22 protein-coding genes are annotated in these 19104 nt (G+C 53.4%); 8 read left to right on the top strand and 14 right to left on the bottom strand.

The window, feature by feature from the left end:
• Positions 1-53 precede the first annotated feature (53 nt).
• The 4 genes from AC1EKS_RS00265 to AC1EKS_RS00250 are packed head-to-tail and all read right to left on the bottom strand — an operon-like array spanning position 54 to position 1199.
• On the bottom strand, positions 54-287 hold the full coding sequence (locus AC1EKS_RS00265) for a hypothetical protein (RefSeq protein ID WP_481008270.1): 234 nt from the start codon (positions 285-287) through the stop codon (positions 54-56).
• A complete protein-coding gene (locus AC1EKS_RS00260; RefSeq protein ID WP_481008269.1) occupies positions 277-669 on the bottom strand; it encodes an SH3 domain-containing protein in 393 nt (130 codons plus the stop codon). The genes AC1EKS_RS00265 and AC1EKS_RS00260 overlap by 11 nt, the downstream gene beginning before the upstream one ends.
• 30 nt (positions 670-699) lie before the next feature.
• The gene (locus tag AC1EKS_RS00255) at positions 700-1047 is read right to left on the bottom strand and encodes a hypothetical protein (protein WP_481008268.1); all 348 of its coding nucleotides are present in this window, start codon (positions 1045-1047) and stop codon (positions 700-702) included.
• A gap of 5 nt (positions 1048-1052) precedes the next feature.
• Positions 1053-1199, bottom strand: coding sequence for a hypothetical protein (locus AC1EKS_RS00250; RefSeq protein WP_481008267.1), 147 nt, complete (start codon positions 1197-1199; stop codon positions 1053-1055).
• Between the two features lie 187 nt (positions 1200-1386).
• On the opposite strand from AC1EKS_RS00250, the gene AC1EKS_RS00245 reads away from it, so the two are divergent.
• On the top strand, positions 1387-1581 hold the full coding sequence (locus AC1EKS_RS00245; RefSeq protein WP_481008266.1) for a DUF3117 domain-containing protein: 195 nt from the start codon (positions 1387-1389) through the stop codon (positions 1579-1581).
• Between the two features lie 76 nt (positions 1582-1657).
• On the opposite strand, the gene AC1EKS_RS00240 is transcribed toward AC1EKS_RS00245, so the two are convergent.
• From AC1EKS_RS00240 to AC1EKS_RS00230, 3 genes are read right to left on the bottom strand one after another with little or no spacing between them, the layout of a single operon-like run.
• Positions 1658-2869, bottom strand: coding sequence for a BMP family lipoprotein (locus tag AC1EKS_RS00240; RefSeq protein ID WP_481008265.1), 1212 nt, complete (start codon positions 2867-2869; stop codon positions 1658-1660).
• Positions 2866-3963: a mannose-1-phosphate guanylyltransferase gene (locus tag AC1EKS_RS00235; RefSeq protein ID WP_481008497.1), complete on the bottom strand. Its 1098-nt coding sequence runs from the start codon at positions 3961-3963 to the stop codon at positions 2866-2868. Before AC1EKS_RS00235 ends, AC1EKS_RS00240 begins: the two co-directional genes overlap by 4 nt.
• Before the next feature lie 32 nt (positions 3964-3995).
• Positions 3996-4787: a DeoR/GlpR family DNA-binding transcription regulator gene (locus tag AC1EKS_RS00230; RefSeq protein ID WP_481008264.1), complete on the bottom strand. Its 792-nt coding sequence runs from the start codon at positions 4785-4787 to the stop codon at positions 3996-3998.
• A gap of 129 nt (positions 4788-4916) precedes the next feature.
• On the opposite strand from AC1EKS_RS00230, the gene AC1EKS_RS00225 reads away from it, so the two are divergent.
• The gene (locus tag AC1EKS_RS00225) at positions 4917-6185 is read left to right on the top strand and encodes a YihY/virulence factor BrkB family protein (protein ID WP_481008263.1); all 1269 of its coding nucleotides are present in this window, start codon (positions 4917-4919) and stop codon (positions 6183-6185) included.
• 106 nt (positions 6186-6291) lie between these two features.
• Here AC1EKS_RS00225 and AC1EKS_RS00220 read toward each other — a convergent pair whose 3' ends face one another.
• Complete coding sequence (locus AC1EKS_RS00220) at positions 6292-7521, bottom strand: hypothetical protein (protein WP_481008262.1); 1230 nt, start codon at positions 7519-7521, stop codon at positions 6292-6294.
• A 360-nt stretch (positions 7522-7881) separates the two neighbouring features.
• Here AC1EKS_RS00220 and AC1EKS_RS00215 point away from each other — a divergent pair, with 360 nt between their 5' ends.
• Genes AC1EKS_RS00215 through lipA form a run of 4 tightly spaced genes read left to right on the top strand, consistent with a single transcriptional unit; the run spans position 7882 to position 12141 of the window.
• Positions 7882-9174, top strand: a complete 1293-nt coding sequence (locus tag AC1EKS_RS00215; protein WP_481008261.1) for an O-acetylhomoserine aminocarboxypropyltransferase/cysteine synthase family protein — start codon at positions 7882-7884, stop codon at positions 9172-9174.
• A 44-nt stretch (positions 9175-9218) separates the two neighbouring features.
• Positions 9219-10406, top strand: coding sequence for a homoserine O-acetyltransferase MetX (metX, locus tag AC1EKS_RS00210; RefSeq protein ID WP_481008260.1), 1188 nt, complete (start codon positions 9219-9221; stop codon positions 10404-10406).
• A 60-nt stretch (positions 10407-10466) separates the two neighbouring features.
• Positions 10467-11141, top strand: coding sequence for a lipoyl(octanoyl) transferase LipB (lipB, locus tag AC1EKS_RS00205; protein WP_481008259.1), 675 nt, complete (start codon positions 10467-10469; stop codon positions 11139-11141).
• Positions 11125-12141 (top strand): lipoyl synthase, encoded by a 1017-nt coding sequence (gene lipA / locus AC1EKS_RS00200; RefSeq protein ID WP_481008258.1) that lies wholly within the window; start codon positions 11125-11127, stop codon positions 12139-12141. Before lipB ends, lipA begins: the two co-directional genes overlap by 17 nt.
• A gap of 513 nt (positions 12142-12654) precedes the next feature.
• Here lipA and AC1EKS_RS00195 read toward each other — a convergent pair.
• The 3 genes from AC1EKS_RS00195 to AC1EKS_RS00185 form a co-directional block, all read right to left on the bottom strand.
• Positions 12655-13002 (bottom strand): cupin domain-containing protein, encoded by a 348-nt coding sequence (locus AC1EKS_RS00195; protein WP_481008257.1) that lies wholly within the window; start codon positions 13000-13002, stop codon positions 12655-12657.
• A 33-nt stretch (positions 13003-13035) separates the two neighbouring features.
• Entirely contained in the window at positions 13036-13839 is an 804-nt protein-coding gene (locus AC1EKS_RS00190; protein ID WP_481008256.1) for a methyltransferase domain-containing protein, read from the bottom strand.
• Between the two features lie 194 nt (positions 13840-14033).
• Positions 14034-15590, bottom strand: a complete 1557-nt coding sequence (locus AC1EKS_RS00185) for a class I adenylate-forming enzyme family protein (RefSeq protein WP_481008255.1) — start codon at positions 15588-15590, stop codon at positions 14034-14036.
• A 139-nt stretch (positions 15591-15729) separates the two neighbouring features.
• Between AC1EKS_RS00185 and AC1EKS_RS00180 the strand changes: the two genes are divergently transcribed.
• Complete coding sequence (locus AC1EKS_RS00180; RefSeq protein WP_288817156.1) at positions 15730-16491, top strand: NADPH-dependent oxidoreductase; 762 nt, start codon at positions 15730-15732, stop codon at positions 16489-16491.
• 62 nt (positions 16492-16553) lie between these two features.
• On the opposite strand, the gene AC1EKS_RS00175 is transcribed toward AC1EKS_RS00180, so the two are convergent.
• The 3 genes from AC1EKS_RS00175 to AC1EKS_RS00165 form a co-directional block, all read right to left on the bottom strand.
• Positions 16554-17129, bottom strand: a complete 576-nt coding sequence (locus tag AC1EKS_RS00175) for a methylated-DNA--[protein]-cysteine S-methyltransferase (RefSeq protein ID WP_481008254.1) — start codon at positions 17127-17129, stop codon at positions 16554-16556.
• A gap of 8 nt (positions 17130-17137) precedes the next feature.
• Positions 17138-17344: a hypothetical protein gene (locus AC1EKS_RS00170; RefSeq protein ID WP_481008253.1), complete on the bottom strand. Its 207-nt coding sequence runs from the start codon at positions 17342-17344 to the stop codon at positions 17138-17140.
• A 302-nt stretch (positions 17345-17646) separates the two neighbouring features.
• A complete protein-coding gene (locus AC1EKS_RS00165; RefSeq protein WP_481008252.1) occupies positions 17647-17859 on the bottom strand; it encodes a hypothetical protein in 213 nt (70 codons plus the stop codon).
• 736 nt (positions 17860-18595) lie between these two features.
• Here AC1EKS_RS00165 and AC1EKS_RS00160 point away from each other — a divergent pair.
• Entirely contained in the window at positions 18596-19096 is a 501-nt protein-coding gene (locus tag AC1EKS_RS00160) for a transposase (RefSeq protein ID WP_481008251.1), read from the top strand.
• Positions 19097-19104 lie beyond the last annotated feature (8 nt).

Below are 19104 nucleotides of genomic sequence, written 5' to 3'. Positions count from 1 at the left end.
GTTCAACTCTACTTACTTTTTTCTTCTAACCTCTTGGTTGATCCTGACCGGGTTTACCAGCGCGGCCCGGGAGATATCGGTACCGGTTGGTTTTTCTTTCCTCTTATAAATAACAAGTAAAGTAACAGCATCGAAATAATGCTGATAAGAGCCACCATCGCTACTAGGGCAATAACCCATCCCTTACTAATACCTGACTTTTGAGCAGATTGCTCCGCATCCGGGGCTTTCGCGGTGGCAGTGACAGTCGTAGTGGTGGTTTGTGTGGGCGTAGTTTTAGGAGCCACCGGAGAAGGTTGAGTAGTGGTCCGAGCCGGGGGGGCGATAATAGCGTTCGTTCGTGACCTCACTGGCGGCTGCCCATCCGGAAGGAGATTCTATGCTCAGCCAGGGCTTGCCATTCTCGTTTTTTGCGGATCCAGTTACGTGTAGTCGGGTTCCCTGAGGCGCAAACGCCAATTTTTGGTAGTTGACACCGGGGAATTCTCGGATATTTACCCCGTCCCAGGCAGACACGATTACGTAATAATCTTCGGCGGTAAAGTCACTCCAGGGCTTAGCATCATCTCCCCTGGCGGAACTGGGGGCAACCATTAACGATAGTGCCGCCAGGAATAACGCGACGATAAAGATTTGGAACTTATGCAGGATTGAAGGGGAATTAGACATATCTTGCTCCTTGGGGATTGGGCTTCCTAATCATATCAACATCCCTAACCCTCCCGAGGCCAAATTTGCCACGAATGAGAATAAATAGGGCCGAGCTAGCTGCGGCAGGGTGCGCTGATAAATCCAACCTTCAATCAGTACGATCAGGGGCTCGAACACTAGCAATAGCCACAGGCTACTGCGTCCGAGGGGAGTGAAACTGAGAAAAACCATCAACGCCGATAGCGGCGGATTAGTGGCCGCGTTTACCAAAGCTACTATGAACAGGGCACGCCAGGTGCGCAGCCCCCAAATGAGCGCTACCACCAGCTCAAAACACCAGGTGATCAAGAGGTTCATCACCAAGGAGAGCGCTAATACATATAAAAAATAGTACATACGCCCTATTCTTTGAATTGTCCCTCAGCGAGCAGCAGCACCGCGATAACAACCGTCAAAACAATCAAAGTGACCGCAGAAACTAGATGCCCGGTACCCCAGAACAAAGTGGGGAAAAATCCGGCAAAACTGGGGAAAAGTTTCACATCCACCTGTTCACATTAGCATCTCCGCTATTTGGAAATTATCGGTTTTGAGCTCCTCCTGAAAAATTAGCGGTAACCTCTGTGAGCGAAGCAAAGTGACAGAAACCTGCTCTAAACCAAAGTTTTCCATCTGCTATAATTAGCTAAGTAATTGCTATTTTAGTCATAATTATTTAGCTCTCTGGGGGTCAGCATGGCAGCAATGAAACCACGAACCGGAGATGGTCCGTTAGAAGTAGCCGAGGACGGGGCTCGTACAGAAGAAGGCCGGGAAGTAGTGTTGCGACTGCCGGCATTAGGGGGCGGACGCCTAGTTATCGAGATGAGTAAAAAAGAAGTCATCGATTTAGCGGCCGCTATTCATCAGCTTTATCCTGAGGAAGCTTAAAGGCCGGTAGCAGCAGTTATCCACCGAGTAATTCGTAATTCCAGCTATTTTCTTCCAGGTTTCTCCTGCAAGGCAGCTATAGCTTCAAGGTTCCCTGCCGGAATTCTTCCTCAATAATTTGCGAATTATTCTTCACCTTATTGGGCACCGTAGACCCGTATTCATAAAACGGGGTAAGCCCCACCCATCCGTTCTTATAGGTTCCCAGAATCTGGGTGGAGTTCGAGGCGTAACGATCTTTACGTGCCTCTTCGATTAGGGAAGTCATCGCCTTAGATACATCGGGGACTATCGAAGTCAAAATTGGCGGTTTTCCTCCCGCCACCCCGTTCTGGGTTTCATGTCCATCAGTTAGATACCAGATCGCGGTGATAGTCCCGACCGCATCACTTTCTTTGGTGCTGGCGGTGGGAGTAGTAGAACTTGGCGCGGGAGTAGGACTCGCGCTTTGGGTAGCAGCGCGCTTAGCGGCCTCTGCGGCCGCCGCTGCCGCAGCTTTAGCGGCCATTTCCTTATCGGTATTTGCCTTAGTAATCGCCTCTAATGCGCCGGGGCTTTGCGCGCCCTCAGCGAAAAAGATAACATCCGCCCCTTGCTTTATTAGCGACTCTGTCTGGGTTTTTACCTTATTCCCATCGGCATTGGCGCCGAGATAGAATTTGTTACCTCCCGGCAAGACTCCAACTTTTACTGCTTCATTATTGGTCTTTTCCTGTTCCAAGTTATAGCGGGCAACCCCTTGAGTGAACGCGGATATCAAGGTTTTATTAGTCTGATTGTTTTCACCGGCAACCGCCCCCACCTGGCCACTTGCGGAAGTTCCCGCTGCAATGAACCCGGCTACATAGGCAGGTTGGCTCAGATCGTAGCTTACGATGGCTACATTTTCGCGGGTAGCTTGGGCAGTAGTTCCCGGCGGAAGTAGCAGGGCGAAATGGCGCGCCCGGTGGTACTTGGCCTGTTTCATCAGGGGTTCAACGAAGGCCTCTCCCACCCCGATGATCAGGGAACAGTTGGCAGAAATATCGCCGGTGATAGCCTTTTCAATCTTTGCGGGCGAATCAAGGGTACGGTGCCGCGTGGCTACTCCTAGTCGTTTCTTTCCGTCGTTTAACGCAGATACGGCGCTAGCGTTAATCGAACCGGCTTCCCCTTTTCCCAAAGTGAGCAGGCAGGTGCGAAAATCTGCGGCATTTATATAACCTGTGGGGGCCACGTTGGTTCCCGCGCAACCTGCTAGCGCCAAAGTTACTCCCAACGCTGTTATCAGCGCTCGCGCCAGTCTCACCGCAAGTCCCCTTGTTTTTCCGCCGCTTCTCCTATTTTTTGGGCATTTTCGGCGGTGGTCACCAAGGTGACGTCCCCGCGGCGAATCACGACCGCGTTAGGTACTCCCAGCACCACCAATTTTTCCTCCCCCTCGTGGTCGACAAAGGCTCCCGGGCTTGCCAGCAGCTGGGTTTGTCCTATCCCTCGCACTATCGGGGTTTCCAAATCATCCCCGGCAATAGCCTGGCGTAAGGAACGAAAATCCCCCACATCTGACCAACCGAAGTCTTCGGCAGCTACCACTGCTACTCCCCCGCTGGCGGCTACTGGTTCTGCTATCGCAGTATCTATGGGGTAGGAAGGGAGCGATTCCCATAGTGCTAAGAACTCCGGCGTCCCCGGGTTAAAGCACAAGATTTTTTGGATGGTTTCATAGTAACTAGGAAGCAGCTTTTGCAGGTGAGAGAGAAATATTTCAGTGCTGAAAACGAACATTCCGGCGTTCCAAAAGTAGCCTCCGGCTTCCAGATAACTTTTGGCCTGCGGCTCGGAGGGCTTTTCTTTAAAACTTTCGGCTAGTAAAACTGGAGGCCCGCCTCTTTCAGGGCCCAGAACGGTATCGGAAGCGCAGATATAGCCGTAAGCAGTAGAGGGAGAGGCGGGAGCTATCCCAATAGTTACGATTTTTCCGCTTTCGGCGGTTTCTACTGCAGCGGTTACTGCCCTGCGAAATGCAGCTTCGTCTTTGATCGCGTGATCAGCGGCAAAAGACCCGGCAATCACGGGCCCATATTCATGCTGGAGCCTCGCCGCCGCCCAAGCAATCGCTCCCAGAGAGTTTTTTCGACTGGGCTCTTCCAAGATCACATAACGGCTGTTCGCGTCCGATTCTAGGCGTTCAGCTAGATTTTGGGAGGCTACAGCCGCGGCGTGATCAGCACCAGTTACTATCGTTAGCGACGCTGCCAAGGGGGAAAGCCGGTCAACGGTTGCCTGTAATAGGGTGCGCCCCTCCCCTAGCAAATCCAGTAAAAACTTGGGTTTTCCTGCCCGAGAAAGCGGCCAGAGGCGACTTCCGGGTCCTCCGGCGGGGACGATTACGTGTAGCTTCATCACTAATAAAATACTATCGGGGTGCGCACCGCTTAGGACTCACACACTTCCACCATTATTTGCGCCTGTTGCATAGCGGCAGCTATTTCCGGGGGCGGCTCGCTGCCGGCTATCACTCGCGAAAGTTTATTTACGGGACATACTATGTTTAACGCTGAGCGCTCCCAGGCCCCGCTAGGCACCATCACGGTAGCAAAATCACAGTTGCGAATGAGCACCCGATGTAAGGCCGCCCTTTCCAGGCTCTGGCAGCTCAAGCCAGTTTCTGCGTCTAAGCCTTCCGCTTCGATAAACACCGAATGCAGATGGAAGCTATGAGCATCAACTAGCGTTAGGGGCCCCAAGTTTTCATGACCGTCGGGCTGTCCCCCGAAGATAACCACTTGAGCAGGGATTACACCCTGGTCGCGTTGGCGTTGTTGGGCGTGATCAAGCATTTTGGCTACGGGTAAAAAGTTAGTTACTACCGTGAGGGAGGAAAAGAATTCACTCTCAATGATTTGCTTCGCGAGGGCGCTAGCGCACCCACCAGCCCCAATAAAAACCGCTGATCCAGGGCGAATAGTTTCCATTGCTGCTTCGGCTAAGGCTTTTTGTTCTTCACTGGAGACAGCGACCGCGGATTTTCCCGGTTGCTCTTCGCGTTCAATCTTAATTGCTCCCCCGTGAACGCGTTCTAAAAGCCCGCGAGCAGCCAGCACCCGAATATCGCGCCGTACCGTCATCTCTGAGACTTTCAGCTGGGTGACCAGGTCGGTTACCCGCACAGACCCACTCTCATTTACTTGCCGCAAAATCTCATCGTGCCGCTGGTGCGCTAACATGAGTCTCTCCATCGGTCGGGGAAAACCATTTTTCTTAGACTACCCTAAATGTTTTTATTTGTCTTTTTTGAGCGCGTTTTTGTTCGTTTGCGAGCTGCTTTCGCTGCGTAAAACCGCTAGATTAATAGTATGAAACCTACCGGTACCTCTGCCCAGCTTTCTGTTCGCTCCCGCCATCCCGAGCAATTTTCACCTAAGTTTGCAGAGGTGAAAGCAGAAACAGGGCTAAAAGAAAAAACCAGGCTTTTTGTGTCCTGGCTGCAGCGTTTGCGCATTTTGCGCTCCCTCACGCGTTACAGTAACGGTCGCGGCGCCCTCCTAGCCGGCGGGATCGCCTATTCCGCGATTTTTTCGCTGGCTGCCGCCCTAACTATCGGGATCACGCTGCTCTTAGGATTACTGGGACGTAGTCCGCAATTGCAAGATGCCGTATTTTCATCAATTTCATCTTCTTTGCCAGGGGTACTGGATTGGAAGGGGTCCTCGGGAATCATTGACCCCTCCGACCTGGTGATTTCAACCTCTTTTTCGCTAACTGGCCTGGTGGCAGTGGTGGTGCTGCTATTTTCGGCTACCGGGGTCATGCGCGCCATGAAATCTTCCATCCGCGCCATGTTCGGAATTGATCAGGTATCTTCGGGAGCCGCCATGGAGCAGTTACGCGATCTGCTCGGTTTTTTGGCTATCGCTTTGGGAGTAGGCGCCACCGGGATATTAACCTTGGCAAACTCCCTTATTGGCCGGCAGATACTTTCGACAATTGGGATGGAATCTACCGTTACGTCTACGGCTATTCACATCGGATCTTTTCTTATCAGCGCCGCGATTGATGGATTAATCCTGTGGGTTTTGATTCGTTTCGTAGCACTAATTCGGGTACCAAAAAAGGATTTACTCTGCGGTTTAGCGATTTTTGGCGTGATTTCAACCCTGATCAGATCCCTGGGAACCTCCGTGGTGGGCTCGGTTAACAATCCTCTCCTAGCTTCCTTTGCCGCTATCGCTACTTTGCTACTCTGGATTAACTTGCTGTCGCGCGTAATGCTGGTAACCTGTGCATTTATCGCTAATCCTCCAAAAGTGCTGACAATTAGCGAAGCCGAGGACGTACACGGTACCGAATGCCCCAATTATGTTTCGCTCTCGGACCCTCTCACCTTGGATTGGGCACACCATAAACTCAGCGGAGCGGTAGATCTAGATGCTCCGGATGATGCTTCCCTACCTGAACAGTCTCCTCTTGGCCAGGCGCGAAAATGGCGTTCCCGGCTAGCGACCCAAAGCGGCAAACCTTGGCGCGGAAAAGTCGCGGCGGGGATTGACCGAATGATTGCGCGTCATGAAAAACGAATTGCCTTCCTGCGCGGCCTCAAAAATGCGCGCCGGGATCCTCACTAAACAAGTGCGCGATAATACGACTTATCCAGGGCAAAGTTTCAGCTCCATAAAACTTGCAGTTCTATAACCTCAAGTTTTCTTGTTGGGGCATCCGGGAACTGACTGTTTAAAGATCGCCCACTATCCGGTTTTTCATGTGGTAAACCACTGAAGAACGTAATCCGCCATCTATCCCCAGCATCACTCCGCCCAGCAGGGACAGTTTCGAGAAACGTTTCTTACCGGCTAGACCAATCAGACCTGCTCCCATCAGTCCGATTCCTACCGCCAACTGTGCAATATTTGCGACTTTCATTAGGGTGGGATGCTCTACCTCCCACTTCCGCAAGATTCCAAAAGGAGTTTTCGCGTCCTCATCAGAGTGCAAAATTCGCATATCTACGCTGTGGCCCATGGCGCGCGCCCAGCCGGGTTCATGGAAGATCTCGATACCAGGCACATCTTCTAAATCGAGACGCCCGTAGAGGAAGGCGGCGACCTCAGCAGGTAGCCCCATGACTTCAATCGCCCGCACCATGCCGTCCTGACCGGCTATTTTAAAGGTTTCTGCCAATTGCTTGGCATCACAGCCGGCAGTTTCGGCAATATTTTTGGGTGAGGAAGAGTGCCCCAAATATTCGCGGATCTGCTCCTTTAGCGCCGGATCGGGATTTTCTACTGCCCCCGGCACCACCTGAGTTTGCAACAGCCAAGAGTGAATCGCTAGTTTCTCTGGATCTGCGCTTTCATCGGAGGTTACTGCCACTACCCGCTGATCATGGTCTGATACATAGAGTCCGATGGCAGGAATCCGGGAGATCAAAGAACCCTCGACAATGTCTGCGCGAATGGTTTCATAGCACAGGGCGATGCGACCCTCCGTAAGGGTCACGCAACCGAGAGTTTTTCCTTCCGCAGCCGCGCAAAATGGAACCGAAGAAACCGGCATCCGCGAAATCTCTACCACGCGCACCGGTTGGCTGCGATCACCGGCACGGGAAGGTATGGGTTTGTCTGCAGGCAGTTTATTGGCATGGTATTCGCCAATTGAAACATCGGCCTCAAACTTTTTTGCCAGTTTCTCTACCACTTCTGGAAGCGCTGCCCCTACCCGCAGGGGTTCGCCCGCCTCATCCAAAGAAGCCAGACCATCGGCTTGGTTACGCAGCATATTTACCCCCAGCAAGTGGGGAGTATCCGGAAACCAGTCTGCCTCCGCGACGATGTTTTGTTCCTGGAAGAACTGGCAGACCGCACTGGGATCGAGCTTGGCAGCTACCATCGCTCCTTCTTGAACAGTCCAGGTAACCACCGGGTCAGCATTGGTTTCTACACTGGGCAAGCTGTCTTCGCTCATGTTTTCTCCTTTTAGGATTACTCTTACCTCCAGATTAACCGCTGAGGGGCGGTTTTTCAGCTATTAGACAGCTTAGAATTCCAAAAATTTCGCGTACCGAAATAGTGACTTAGTTCTCACATGTTAATACGGGCTTGCATTCGCCGGGGAACCCTGGGTTATCTTAGGGGCATGACACGTCGAATGTTCAGCTGACCCGCACGGTCAGCTCTTCTCAGTCCGCCCCTAGGCGGCGACGCGTTTGCCCGTGCAAAGAAAGTCCCTTTGGACTGCCTTGCCGGGCTTTTTCTTTATCCGAAGTGGACTATTGGCAAACGTTTTATAAAAACCCAAATCTACTTTTTAAAAGGATAAAAGAAAATGACTAAGCAAAACTGGGGTTTCAATACCCGCCAGATTCACGCCGGATACCGACCCGATAAAGAAGTAGGATCTCCGGTTCCTCCCCTCTATCAAACCAACGGCTACGTGTTTAAGGACGCGAAACAGGGAGCGGATCGCTTCGCTTTGAAAGAACCCGGCCCCATCTACACTCGCCTCAATAACCCCACCAATGAGGTTTTCGAGGAGCGAGTTAACTCCTTAGAGGGCGGAGTGGGAGCGCTTTCGACTTCTTCGGGGGCCGCTGCGATTGCCCTAACTATTTTGACGATTGCTGAGGCTGGGGACAATATCGTTGCCTCCCCTTCGCTATACGGAGGCACCATCGCGTTCCTGGCCAATAACCTTCCGCGTTATGGCATCACCACCACTTTTGTTGCCGACCCTACGGATGCAGCGCAGTGGGAGGCGGCCGCCAATGACCGCACGATTGCGTTCTTTGGAGAAACCATTCCCAACCCGAAGAATGATTTTCTCGATATTGAGGCCGTGGCGCAGGCGGCGCACCGCGTCGGGGTTCCTTTTATCGTGGATAACACGGTAGCTACTCCCTATTTGACCCGCCCCCTAGAGTGGGGAGCCGATATTGTGGTGCATTCGGCCTCGAAATATCTGTGCGGACATGGAAACTCTATCCAAGGGGCAATCGTTGATGGGGGTTCTTTTGATTGGGGCGCTGACCCGGAACGTTTCCCCCAGTTCAACCAGCCGGATCCCTCCTATCACGGCTTGGTTTATAAAGACTTGGGGCAGGCCGCGTTCATTGTGAAAGCCCGGGTGCAGGGGCTGCGGGACTTTGGTTTTGCGGCCAGCCCCTTTAACTCTTTCCTAGTGAATATTGGGATTGAAACCCTCTCGCTGCGGGTACAACGCCACGTAGAGAACGCTCAGAAAGTGGCAGAGTTCTTGGAGGCACACCCGCAGGTAGCATCGGTAAACTATTCGGGTCTGAAGTCTTCTCCCACCCATGGTTTGCAGCAAAAGTATGCCCCCGGCGGTGCCGGCGCGGTTTTGGCGTTCGATCTCAAGGGCGACCGCGCTGATGGGGAGGCTTTCGTCGATACCTTAACTTTACTGACCAACGTGGCGAATCTGGGAGATTTGCGTTCCCAAGTTATCCACCCCGCGTCCACGACCCATTCGCAAGCTAATGAACAAGAGTTAGCGGCGGCGGGAATCAGCCAATCCACTATCCGGGTATCTGTCGGGTTAGAGGACGTAGACGACATTATTAACGATCTCGAGGCCGGATTCACGGCAATTAAAAAATAGCGATCTTCAACAAGATCCAGATAAGACTTGGGAGAGGAATCAAAATGCAAACGGCTATAAAAAGCAGTGTTCAGGGCATTAAAATTAATCCCCGCCAGCAATACCCCGGCACCAACTGGGCAAGTAATCCCGCCTGGCTACCCGGTGATGACCCTGGTGACCGCCAGTTTGTTTCCCTGGGGGAACTGCCCTTAGAAAATGGGGGCAGCCTTCCAGGCGCATATCTGGCGTATGAGACCTGGGGGAAACTGAATGCAGATGGCTCCAATGCGATCTTGATTGAACACGCCCTAACTGGCGATTCTCATGTCAGCGGGGCGCAAACCGCGGCGCATCCCACTGCCGGATGGTGGGAACGGGTAGTCGGGCCAGGTAAACCGATTGATACTGATCGCTACTTTGTGGTCGCTCCCAATTGTCTAGGGGGATGCCAGGGGTCAACCGGTCCGGCCTGGCCCGCCCCCGATGGTCTACCCTGGGCTTCGCGGTTTCCAGAAATCACTACTCGTGACCAGGTGCGCGCCGAAAACAAGCTGCGGGTACATCTGGGGGTGTTGTCGTGGGCATTGATAGTCGGGCCTTCGGCAGGAGGATTCCGTGCCCTGGAGTGGGCGTGCCTATATCCGCGCCGAGTACGGGCCTTGGCGCTGGTCGCTACCGCCGCAGCGACCAGCGCTGACCAGACCGGTTGGGCGCATATGCAGGTGCGTGCCCAAGAGCTAGATCCCACCTTTGATGGTGGCGACTACTATTTAGCGGCCGATAAAGAAGCGGGTAACCCCGGTATGGCGCTGGCGCGGCAAATCGCGCACGCCACCTATCGCACCGCCGGCGAGTTAAATGCCCGTTTTGGCAATGATCCCCAATGCGGTGAAAATCCCCTGGCGGGCGGGCGTTATGCGGTGGAGTCCTACCTGGATTATCACGGGAAAAAACTGACGCAGCGTTTTGATCCCGGTTCTTATCGGACGCTAACTCGCGCGATGATAACTCACGATATCGGGCGCGGGCGCGGCGGCACCCGCCGCGCCGCCGGCTCTATCTCCGCGCTTACCCTAGTTATCGGGGTCGATTCCGACCGCCTATTCCCGGTAGCAGAATGCGCGGAACTGGCACGCCAGATTCCCGGAGCCCAGTACCGGCAAGTTACTTCCTCCTCCGGTCATGACGGCTTCTTGGTGGAAACCCGACAGGTAGAAGAAATCCTGGCTGATTTCATTGCTAGCTTATAGCACCTCCGAAAACCCTATTTGAGGCGACCGGATCTACCTAAAGCAGGTAGGCTGTAAGGCGTGCAAATTTTGGATTTAACCGCCGAACTTCAGGACTACCGCCGCCTGGATAAACTGCATAAACAGGTGCACGGCGAGGTAGCAGCAGGAACGCGAGAAAATACTGCTCTGCTGGTGCAGTACTCCCCTACCTTCACCGTGGGGCGCAATACCAAACCGGAAGATGTGCCTAATAAAGATGTGCCGGTGATCGAGGTGAATCGGGGTGGTTCCGTTACTTGGCATGGCCCGGGGCAATTGGTTTGCTATCCGATAGTGAAGTTACCGCAGCCTCTGGATGTTATTCGCTTTATTCGCGCCGTGGAACAGGTAGTTATCGATACCTTGGAGCCCTACGGGATTCAGGCGCAGCGGATTAAGGGGCGGGCAGGTGCCTGGATTGTGCAGCCCGGTGAAATCGATAAGAAGATTGCTGCCATCGGGATTCATACCGCTCGCGGTGCTTCCATGCACGGTTTCGCCCTCAACGTGAACCCTACTTTTAGTGATTTCGCTCGGATTATTCCCTGCGGTCTCGCCGATGCTTGGGTAACTTCTATGAGCGAACAAGGCTGCCAGGAAACCGTGGCCTCCATGCGCGCCCCGGTGATAGCTAGTTTGCATCGCAACTTAGACACCCCTTACTTTAGAGGTGAAGAACAACGTGGGGAGGGCAAAAATGTCTACACTTCCTGAAGTGGGAGACCGCAAGCTATTGCGGGTAGAGGCACGGAACGCCCTTAGCCCCATCGAAAACAAGCCAGACTGGATAAAAACCAAGGTAGTTTCCGGTAAGAACTATATGGATATGCGGCACTTGGTGCGCCGCTCCGGGCTAAACACCGTCTGTGCGGAAGCCAATTGTCCCAATATCTACGAATGTTGGCAGGATCGAGAAGCCACCTTCCTGATTGGCGGAGCGGTCTGTACTCGGCGCTGCGACTTTTGCGATATCGCTACTGGGCGCCCCAGCGAATATGACCGTGAGGAACCGAGCCGAGTCGCGGACTCGGTTGCCGAATTGGGTCTGCGGTACGCGACGGTCACTGGAGTTTCCCGCGATGACCTGCCCGATGGAGCCTCCTGGCTGTATGCAGAAACTGCTCGCCAGATTCACGCCAAATCCCCCAATACCGGGGTAGAGCTGCTGGTAGATGATTTTCGGGGACACCAAGGCGCGCTAGAGGAAGTGTTCTCGTCTCGACCCGAAGTATTCGGACACAACCTAGAAACCGTACCCCGGATTTTCCGGCAGATTCGTCCCGCCTTCCGTTATGAGCGTTCCCTACAGGTCTTAGAGGCCGCCTCAGATGCCGGTTTGATTACCAAATCGAACCTGATTTTAGGGATGGGAGAAACTCGCGAAGAAATCGAGGCCGCCCTGCGCGCCTTGAAAGATGCCAAAGTCGATATTATGACCATCACCCAATACCTGCGGCCCTCCCCTCTACATCACCCCATCGATCGCTGGGTCAAGCCCGCGGAATTCGTGGAACTCTCAAAATATGCTTATGAACTGGGATTTTCGGCGGTAATGGCAGGCCCCTTGGTACGTTCTTCCTACCGGGCAGGGCGGCTGTGGGCGCGGGCCATGCAGGCGAAAGGCCGGGAGTTGCCCGCTAATCTGGCGCAACTAGCGGAGGAAGGCACCGCGCGCCAAGAAGCCTCCGCCCTGCTAGCGTCTCGTACTAAGTGACCGTTTCCGGAAAATCTGTTCGTGTTATTTAGGCTGGGAGAATAGGTTTTTCCTCCCGCCCAAGTCGGGTTAAATCCTAGAGATTTAACCCGACTTATGCCCACCTAACCTACTCGGATAAAACCTATTCTCCCAGCCCCTGTTCGGCATCACAGCTCGCACGTTCCCGGAAGACTTGTCTTTCTGAGCCCTATCCTGCTGGGTGGATACTTCTCACTTCTCCCAGCGATAACTTTCCCCATGCTGATGTTGCAGCTTGTTTAGCGGGGAGCTACCCGGCCCGAAAGATAAAAGTAAAATATGTGATTTCTCTATAGAGTAACCGTTCCTATGCGGTTGGGCTCTGACGCGTGAGAATAACTTTTTCAGTTGCGCGCACCTGGGTGGTCGCGGGGAGTAAGTTTTATCCGAGTGGGCGCGGTGGGCATAAGAATTCGGAAAATGCCTGCAGTCTTTTTCCGAATTCTTGGGCGGGAGGAAAAACTTACTCCCTGCGACTCTTATCCGTCGAGATTAGTTTTGCGGTCTTGCCAGCATGTAGAGCACCATTTTTGATGGCTTAATGGCTTTAACGGCATGCGGCAATCTGGTGGTGAAATGGACTAAACCACCAGGTAGTAGGGTCACCGTTTTACCTTCGGCGGTGATTTCGAGCTCCCCTTCTAGGGTTTCGACGAGCACCGGCATTGCAGCCGTGTGCTCGGAAAGTTCCTCGCCGGCATCGAAGGAAAATAGCACGACGTTGACGCCCTCTGCGCGCAGCAAGGTTTTGGAGACAGTTGAGCCTGACGCGTATTCGATTTCATTAGCTAGATTGTTAATAAAGCCTAGGGCTGGGGATGCTGGAGTTTCAGCGCTCATAACGGTTACCTTTCAGGTGATTAGGGAGATAATTTAGTTGGATGGTTTCTTAGCTACTATAGCGATTCCGTTCAGGTGATCGCGGTATTTGTTGAAAGTGGATCGCATCTGAAGGACCCGGGCTCGTAGGTCTTTATCCCGGATTAGGTTACGGATAATCCGGGCAACCCCCAAGATACCTTCATCAGCCAGGTTACGCCTGGGCGATAGTAATGCCATCGGCGCAAAACCTCTCCATTCCACCTCAAAACCTGCATTCGTGAGTACCGCACGCCATTCATTCTCGGTCAGCGGGCGCGCGTTAACTCGAATCGTCCGGGCTAATTGCTTGCGTAACCCATCAGCCAACTCTGGGTCAATATTATTTGGGGTGAGCCCTAGCTCGTGGATGGCGTAACGACCCCCTGGTTTGAGGAGACGAAATGCCTCGGCAGCGATTTCGGCCTTAGCTTTCTCACCTTGCATGGTTAGCATCGCTTCACCAACCACTACCTCGGCGCTTTCACTACTCAACCCGGTGTCTTGCGCTTTAGCATTAATGACTGTTCCGCCGTGGGGTTTGACTATGGCTTCCACCCGGGCGACTGCCGCCGGATCCTGATCAACACCAACATAAGAGGCTACGCCTTCGCTCACGATTAATTGGGCAGTACGACCCAGCCCGGGAGCGAACTCCACGATTTTCTTTCCCTGCATATTGGCTGCACTCAACATCCGTTTCGTCAGCTTCAACCCGCCGGGGCGAAGCACTCGCTTACCGGCACGAGCGAGCACCCAATGCCCGGCCGCGGTACTGGTTGAACGATCAGATTGAGGCAAAGAAGACGCATTTTCCATACCAAAATCCTAACAAGTAAGGCCTACCTTAGTCAATCATTAGTAGCTTTCAAATTTGTACCGGCCGCACCGAACCACCACAGTTTTCCCGGGGTTTAAGTTACGTTTGGGGATACGAACGGAACAATGGGGCAGTTTTTACCTCACGCCCCGAAATCCGGGTTAAATACCTGGGTATCGCAGGGAGCAAAAACTTACTCCCTGCTCGCTGCTAGTGATTGGCGGAGGGTTTGGCGGGATACTTTTCCGGCGCTGTTTAGGGGTAGCGCGCTTACTTGGATTATTTGCTTGGGAATCTTGTAGGCGGCTATTTTACCTGCTAGGAACGGTTTAAGATCCTCGAGGGTGGCGGTTCCGGTGATTACTGCACAGACCCGCTGACCCCAATACTCATCCTCCAGGCCGATTACTGCGACCTGCCCGATGCCGGGGAAAGTTGAGAGCGCGTCCTCGACCTGCGCGGGAAATACATGTTCCCCGCCGCTGATGATTAGGTCGCTTGCCCGCCCGGATAGGCGCAGCAACCCGTCTTCACCGATAAAGCCAATATCTCCGGTTTCGATTTGCCCCTCGATAGCACTGATGACTTTGCCCGGATAGTTAGTTGTGCATACATGCGGGCCGCCGATAGTGATTTGCCCTTGGCTACCTGCGGGTAACACCTTGCCTTCCTGATCGCGTACCGCCACCTGAGAATAGGTGAAGGGGCGCCCGGCGGCCTCGGGGTGCTGCAAAGATTCGTTTATTCCCAGGTAGCAGCCCGCACCTCCGGTTTCGGTCATTCCCCATACTTGGATAGGACGCAGCTCAAGTTTTTCCATCCGCCCGGCTAAGGCTGCCGGTAGGGGCGCGCCTCCAATCAGAGGACGGCGCCAATGCGGAAAGGGATTTTCCGTAAGTTCCTCCCCCGCCTCTTTTTCGAGAGCATCTAGCATCCCAGTAAACATGGTAGGAACCGCGAAACCGATAGTAACTTGCTCTTCGCGAATAATTCGGGCGGCGGTAAGCGGAGAAAATCCCGCAATCACCACTATTTTTCCGCCGTGACAGAAAATATCGTTGGTGGTGCCGTTAAACCCGCCGATATGGGACAGCGGCGCCAGCGCCAACCCGGTATCGGAGTTGCGGTAGTCAAAAGCATCGCGATAGTTCGCCCACGCCCAATACATGGTTTCGCGGGAGTGCTCCACCCCCAGGGGGCGCCCAGACGTCCCGGAAGTATAGATGATTGCCGCGAGTTCACCCTCGGCTACCGGAGCAATCTCGCTAGCTAGTTCCCCGGGAGAAAACGGTTGCTCCCTATGAGCATTCAAGAGACGTTCATGCAGGTGAGTGAGATTTACGACTAGCGGTTTACTTGGGGCACTCCCCTGTAAGGATGCGGTTTCTGCGGCAGGGAGGGCGTCGGCAGCTAACGGCAGATCTTCTTCCTGGTCGCTAAAGAGCAGCCGCGGGGCGCAGTCGGCGAGCATCTGGCGTAGATCGGCAGGCGCGGCGGCTTTGGCGAGGGGAACGAATACCGCTCCTATCTGGTCACAAGCGAGCCAAAGCAATAGATGATATTCGCTATTTGCACTGCAAATCGCCACCCGATCCCCGCTAACTATTCCCTGTTCTTGCAGGTAAAGCATTAAATATTGCGATAGCGACCAAGTGTCGGCCACAGAAAAATGTCCCCGGGGACCGGCTAGGCTTTGCGCATGGGGATGATCGATAGCGGCTCTTTGAAAGTTTCTTATTGGTCTAATCATGAATCCCCCTTCCCGTTAGCGTCCTCGCCTATATTACCCATCTGGTCACCTCTGCAAGTTAACCAGCAGGTAGGTTAAACTTAACGACAAGAAACCGGCTAAACCGCACGCAACATTGGCGAAGATTTTAGGAGAACTCATGTCTGAAACTATTGAACACCAGTTAGCACACCGCTCTATGCGGCGTTTTGATTCTCGACCAATCTCGCCAGAGGTATTAGCGCAGCTGAAAGAGGCTACCCGGCGCACCGCTACCTCGTGCGGGGTGCAAATGGCTTCGATTATTCAGGTGAATGATCCGGAAAAGAAGCGGCAGATTTCTTTAGTTTCCAATCAGGACTACATTGCCGAGGCTCCGCAGCTGTGGATATTCCTCACCGACCTGTACCGCTCCTACCGGATAGTTGAGGAAAAGGGTGCGGATAAAGCTAGCGTGCGCGGCATGGACGGGTTTTTCCAGGGCTTTACCGATGCGGTGCTGATGGCTCAAAACCTGGTGAATGCCGCTGAATCCCTGGGATTAGGTACCTGTTTCTTAGGATCGATCTTGAACGACCCGGCGCGCATTATCGAGATTTTGCAGCTCCCGAAACTGACTTTTCCCGCCCTGGGGGTAATGTTTGGCTACCCGGGGCAACAACCTCAGTTAAAGCCGCGGATGCCTCTGGAACTGCGTATGTTTGAGGACTCCTATGACTGCTTTGAAGACTCGTATCTGGAAGCGTTCGCGGATTACGACCAGGAAATGACTACCTACTATGACACTCGGGCACATGGCAAACGCTCGGATACTTTCACCGATAGCCTTACCCGGATCATGTTGCGGGATGCGCCTTTGCGCCGCGGAATGCTAAATACGGTGCGCGCCCAAGGTTTTGATCTCGCCCTCCAGCCCCGCTAAAGGCTAAATGTAGATAGTACCCTGGCTTGAGGTAGCTATGTAAGGCTGCCTACGAATTTTATTTAGGGACGAGGGCGCCGATTCTTTGGTAGCGGCTGTTTCTTTGGCACAAACAGATTGGTCATATCGACTTTTTCTAGGGTTAGCAGTTGGATTTTTCGCTCCATCCCGGCACCGTAGCCGGTGAGGTTTCCGCCCGCACCGATTACTCGGTGGCAAGGAACAATTATCAGAATCGGATTTGCTCCTACCGCTCCCCCAACTGCCTGCGCTGACATTCGCGGGATACCTCTCTCGCGTGCTATCTGGGCAGCGATCTCCCCATAGGTAACGGTTTCCCCGAACGGGATGGTGAGCATGATTTCGCAAACCTGTTTCTGAAAGTCCGAACCCGAGAGCTTTAGCTTTGGGGTAAACGAGGGCGCGTGTCCTCGAAAATAGCTATCTAACCAACGAGATGTTTCTTGGAATATGGGCAAAGATTTTTCCTGAGGATGGGTGCCCGCAATAGCTGACACCGCAGCCTGTTGCGACGCCAGCCCCAGCCCGATCAGCGCGCTGCCATCGCTGCGCATGGCAAGTTTTCCCAGCGGAGAATCATAGAACTGGATGAGGGTGTCCGTAGCCGTGTGCCTCAAAGCCCCTCCTAGCATGCTCGCTTTAACTGCCCAAAAAGTGCTTCATGCCGGTCTAACGGAGAACCGTAGTAGAAAACTCCGGTAAGACCGTCGTCGACGTTTTCGTCTTCAACTTGTTTTGCCTCTGATTCAACCTCATCAAGAGTCATTCCAAATCGGGAAACAACTTCTTCATCGCTACGGGCACCGGTAAATAGCTCGTCAGGTTTAGCCATTATTTCCTCCTTTGTAGATTCTGAATTTCTCGAGTAAATTTCCTGGTCGGCGTGTTCATAGCATGGTAAATAAGCACCTCGTTACCACTCTATGCTACAGCTGCGCGAACTCTTGTTAGTAAAAGGTTATATAGAGAAGGGGGTGCTCCCGCCACCGTCTGTAAGGGCGTGGTGGCGGGAGCTGCAAGGGCGGGTGCCAAGCCAGAGCACCCAGGCTTCCAGAGCGGAAAATCACGAAAGACGCTACTGGAAAGACTTTGCGCGACTCTACCTGCTCGCTTGCGGCAGGCAGGAGGCGAGAGTCAGGAATCTAAGCCGCCTGCTAGGTCACTGAGCGGATCGTAGCCACCCTCGCAAACCTCGCGGGGACACCCCTGCCAGGTTTTGTAAAAGTAGCCGATAATGTCGACTGCCACCGGGTAAGGATAGGCGGCAGCGACTTCGCCGTTTACCTTGGAGTGTCCTTGGTTTTTGGGTCCAGGTGACTTGAGTGTTGTCCATTGATGTCCCGCCACTAGGTGGGGAGAATGGAGCAATGGTGAAAAAGTTCAGTAAGCACACGCCCGAACAAATTGTTCGTAAGCTCGACAAATCACGGGAGTTGAGGGAATCAGGATTGACGACGGCTCAGATCCTCACAGATCCCAGCACTCACTAAGAACTACTCGATTCAATTGTGCTGAGAGGGTGGTGAAAGACTCATCGAAGTGAGTACGTCCGGCGTTGACCCGGATCTCGTTCTCGAACGAGTATCCCCACAGAGCGCAGACTAGGGTATCAAGAGACCTCCGAGAAGAACTCTCGTGTCCGAACCCAAAGTTCATGCGTTGGGCGCCCTATCGTGACTACCGAATACTCACACAGACGGATCAACTAATTTGGCTGCCACAGGTCTCTGGTTAGCGCGATCCTGGCCAAGCCCAGTCATCAGACATTCCTTGTAGACGAGTCGCAGTCTACGGTACCTAGAAGAAGAATCCCTGGCTCGCCGCCTTGCCACGATCAATATCTCGTTGAACTTTCATCAAAGCTTCACGCTCTTCGGGCGGAGCTTCATGCATTCTCTTGTCAATTCTCCTTCGCAGAGAGAAATGCCACCAAATGGCAAATCCAACTAGCACGAGAACCGCGAGCACAATCCATTCAGCGATAGTCATAATTTAGTATCTCACAAGGTTCCCCCCGCACAGCAAGGATTCGGCGTTGAAGCATCCCGGGTTTTGTTCCGAGGTTTTTGTGAGAGGATTTCGCATGCCAAGGAACTATATAAAAGTTTTTGGGGAGCGGGCTGTCAGGCTTGTTGAGGATCGTCTGCGGGATAATCTGGGAGTGTCTGAAACCCGCGAACACGTCGCTTTCGTAGTTGATAGGAAGCTTGATGCTGCTTCGGTGATTGAACTGCTCGACCTTGCCTGCCTCGAGCATGGTGGACGTCCCAGGGTGATCCGGATGGATAACGGCCCCGAATTCATCTCTCACGCACTGCAAGAGTGGGCAACCGAGGATGGGACAATCCAAGCGTTTATCCCGCCCGGTCAGCCATGGCATAACGGGTTCGTTGAATCGTTCCACAACCGGATGAGAGACGAGCTGTTAGAGGACAACAGTATCGAGAACCTGGAGCACGCTCGCCTGCTCGTAAATCTGTGGTCACGGCGTTACAATGACTTCCATCCGCATTCCTCGCTGGGCTACCTCAGCCCACGACAATATGCGGAACAACGGAGACAAGAATACACGGTCAACGCTTAAACCACCTG

Source organism: Varibaculum sp. C0165D1, from assembly GCF_056590355.1.
The sequence above is the reverse complement of the archived record's forward strand: the minus strand, read 5'-3'. Positions and strand labels throughout refer to the sequence as shown.

What these genes read in the sequence shown, in the direction of transcription:
- metX (WP_481008260.1), top strand. Translation starts at nt 9,219, where the DNA reads ATGCAAACGGCTATAAAAAGCAGTGTTCAGGGCATTAAAATTAATCCC.
- AC1EKS_RS00190 (WP_481008256.1), bottom strand. Translation starts at nt 13,839, where the DNA reads ATGGAAAATGCGTCTTCTTTGCCTCAATCTGATCGTTCAACCAGTACC.
- AC1EKS_RS00245 (WP_481008266.1), top strand. Translation starts at nt 1,387, where the DNA reads ATGGCAGCAATGAAACCACGAACCGGAGATGGTCCGTTAGAAGTAGCC.
- AC1EKS_RS00185 (WP_481008255.1), bottom strand. Translation starts at nt 15,590, where the DNA reads ATGATTAGACCAATAAGAAACTTTCAAAGAGCCGCTATCGATCATCCC.
- AC1EKS_RS00180 (WP_288817156.1), top strand. Translation starts at nt 15,730, where the DNA reads ATGTCTGAAACTATTGAACACCAGTTAGCACACCGCTCTATGCGGCGT.
- AC1EKS_RS00195 (WP_481008257.1), bottom strand. Translation starts at nt 13,002, where the DNA reads ATGAGCGCTGAAACTCCAGCATCCCCAGCCCTAGGCTTTATTAACAAT.
- AC1EKS_RS00225 (WP_481008263.1), top strand. Translation starts at nt 4,917, where the DNA reads ATGAAACCTACCGGTACCTCTGCCCAGCTTTCTGTTCGCTCCCGCCAT.
- AC1EKS_RS00170 (WP_481008253.1), bottom strand. Translation starts at nt 17,344, where the DNA reads ATGGCTAAACCTGACGAGCTATTTACCGGTGCCCGTAGCGATGAAGAA.
- AC1EKS_RS00260 (WP_481008269.1), bottom strand. Translation starts at nt 669, where the DNA reads ATGTCTAATTCCCCTTCAATCCTGCATAAGTTCCAAATCTTTATCGTC.
- AC1EKS_RS00230 (WP_481008264.1), bottom strand. Translation starts at nt 4,787, where the DNA reads ATGTTAGCGCACCAGCGGCACGATGAGATTTTGCGGCAAGTAAATGAG.
- AC1EKS_RS00160 (WP_481008251.1), top strand. Translation starts at nt 18,596, where the DNA reads ATGCCAAGGAACTATATAAAAGTTTTTGGGGAGCGGGCTGTCAGGCTT.
- AC1EKS_RS00215 (WP_481008261.1), top strand. Translation starts at nt 7,882, where the DNA reads ATGACTAAGCAAAACTGGGGTTTCAATACCCGCCAGATTCACGCCGGA.
- lipA (WP_481008258.1), top strand. Translation starts at nt 11,125, where the DNA reads ATGTCTACACTTCCTGAAGTGGGAGACCGCAAGCTATTGCGGGTAGAG.
- AC1EKS_RS00255 (WP_481008268.1), bottom strand. Translation starts at nt 1,047, where the DNA reads ATGTACTATTTTTTATATGTATTAGCGCTCTCCTTGGTGATGAACCTC.
- AC1EKS_RS00235 (WP_481008497.1), bottom strand. Translation starts at nt 3,963, where the DNA reads ATGAAGCTACACGTAATCGTCCCCGCCGGAGGACCCGGAAGTCGCCTC.
- AC1EKS_RS00220 (WP_481008262.1), bottom strand. Translation starts at nt 7,521, where the DNA reads ATGAGCGAAGACAGCTTGCCCAGTGTAGAAACCAATGCTGACCCGGTG.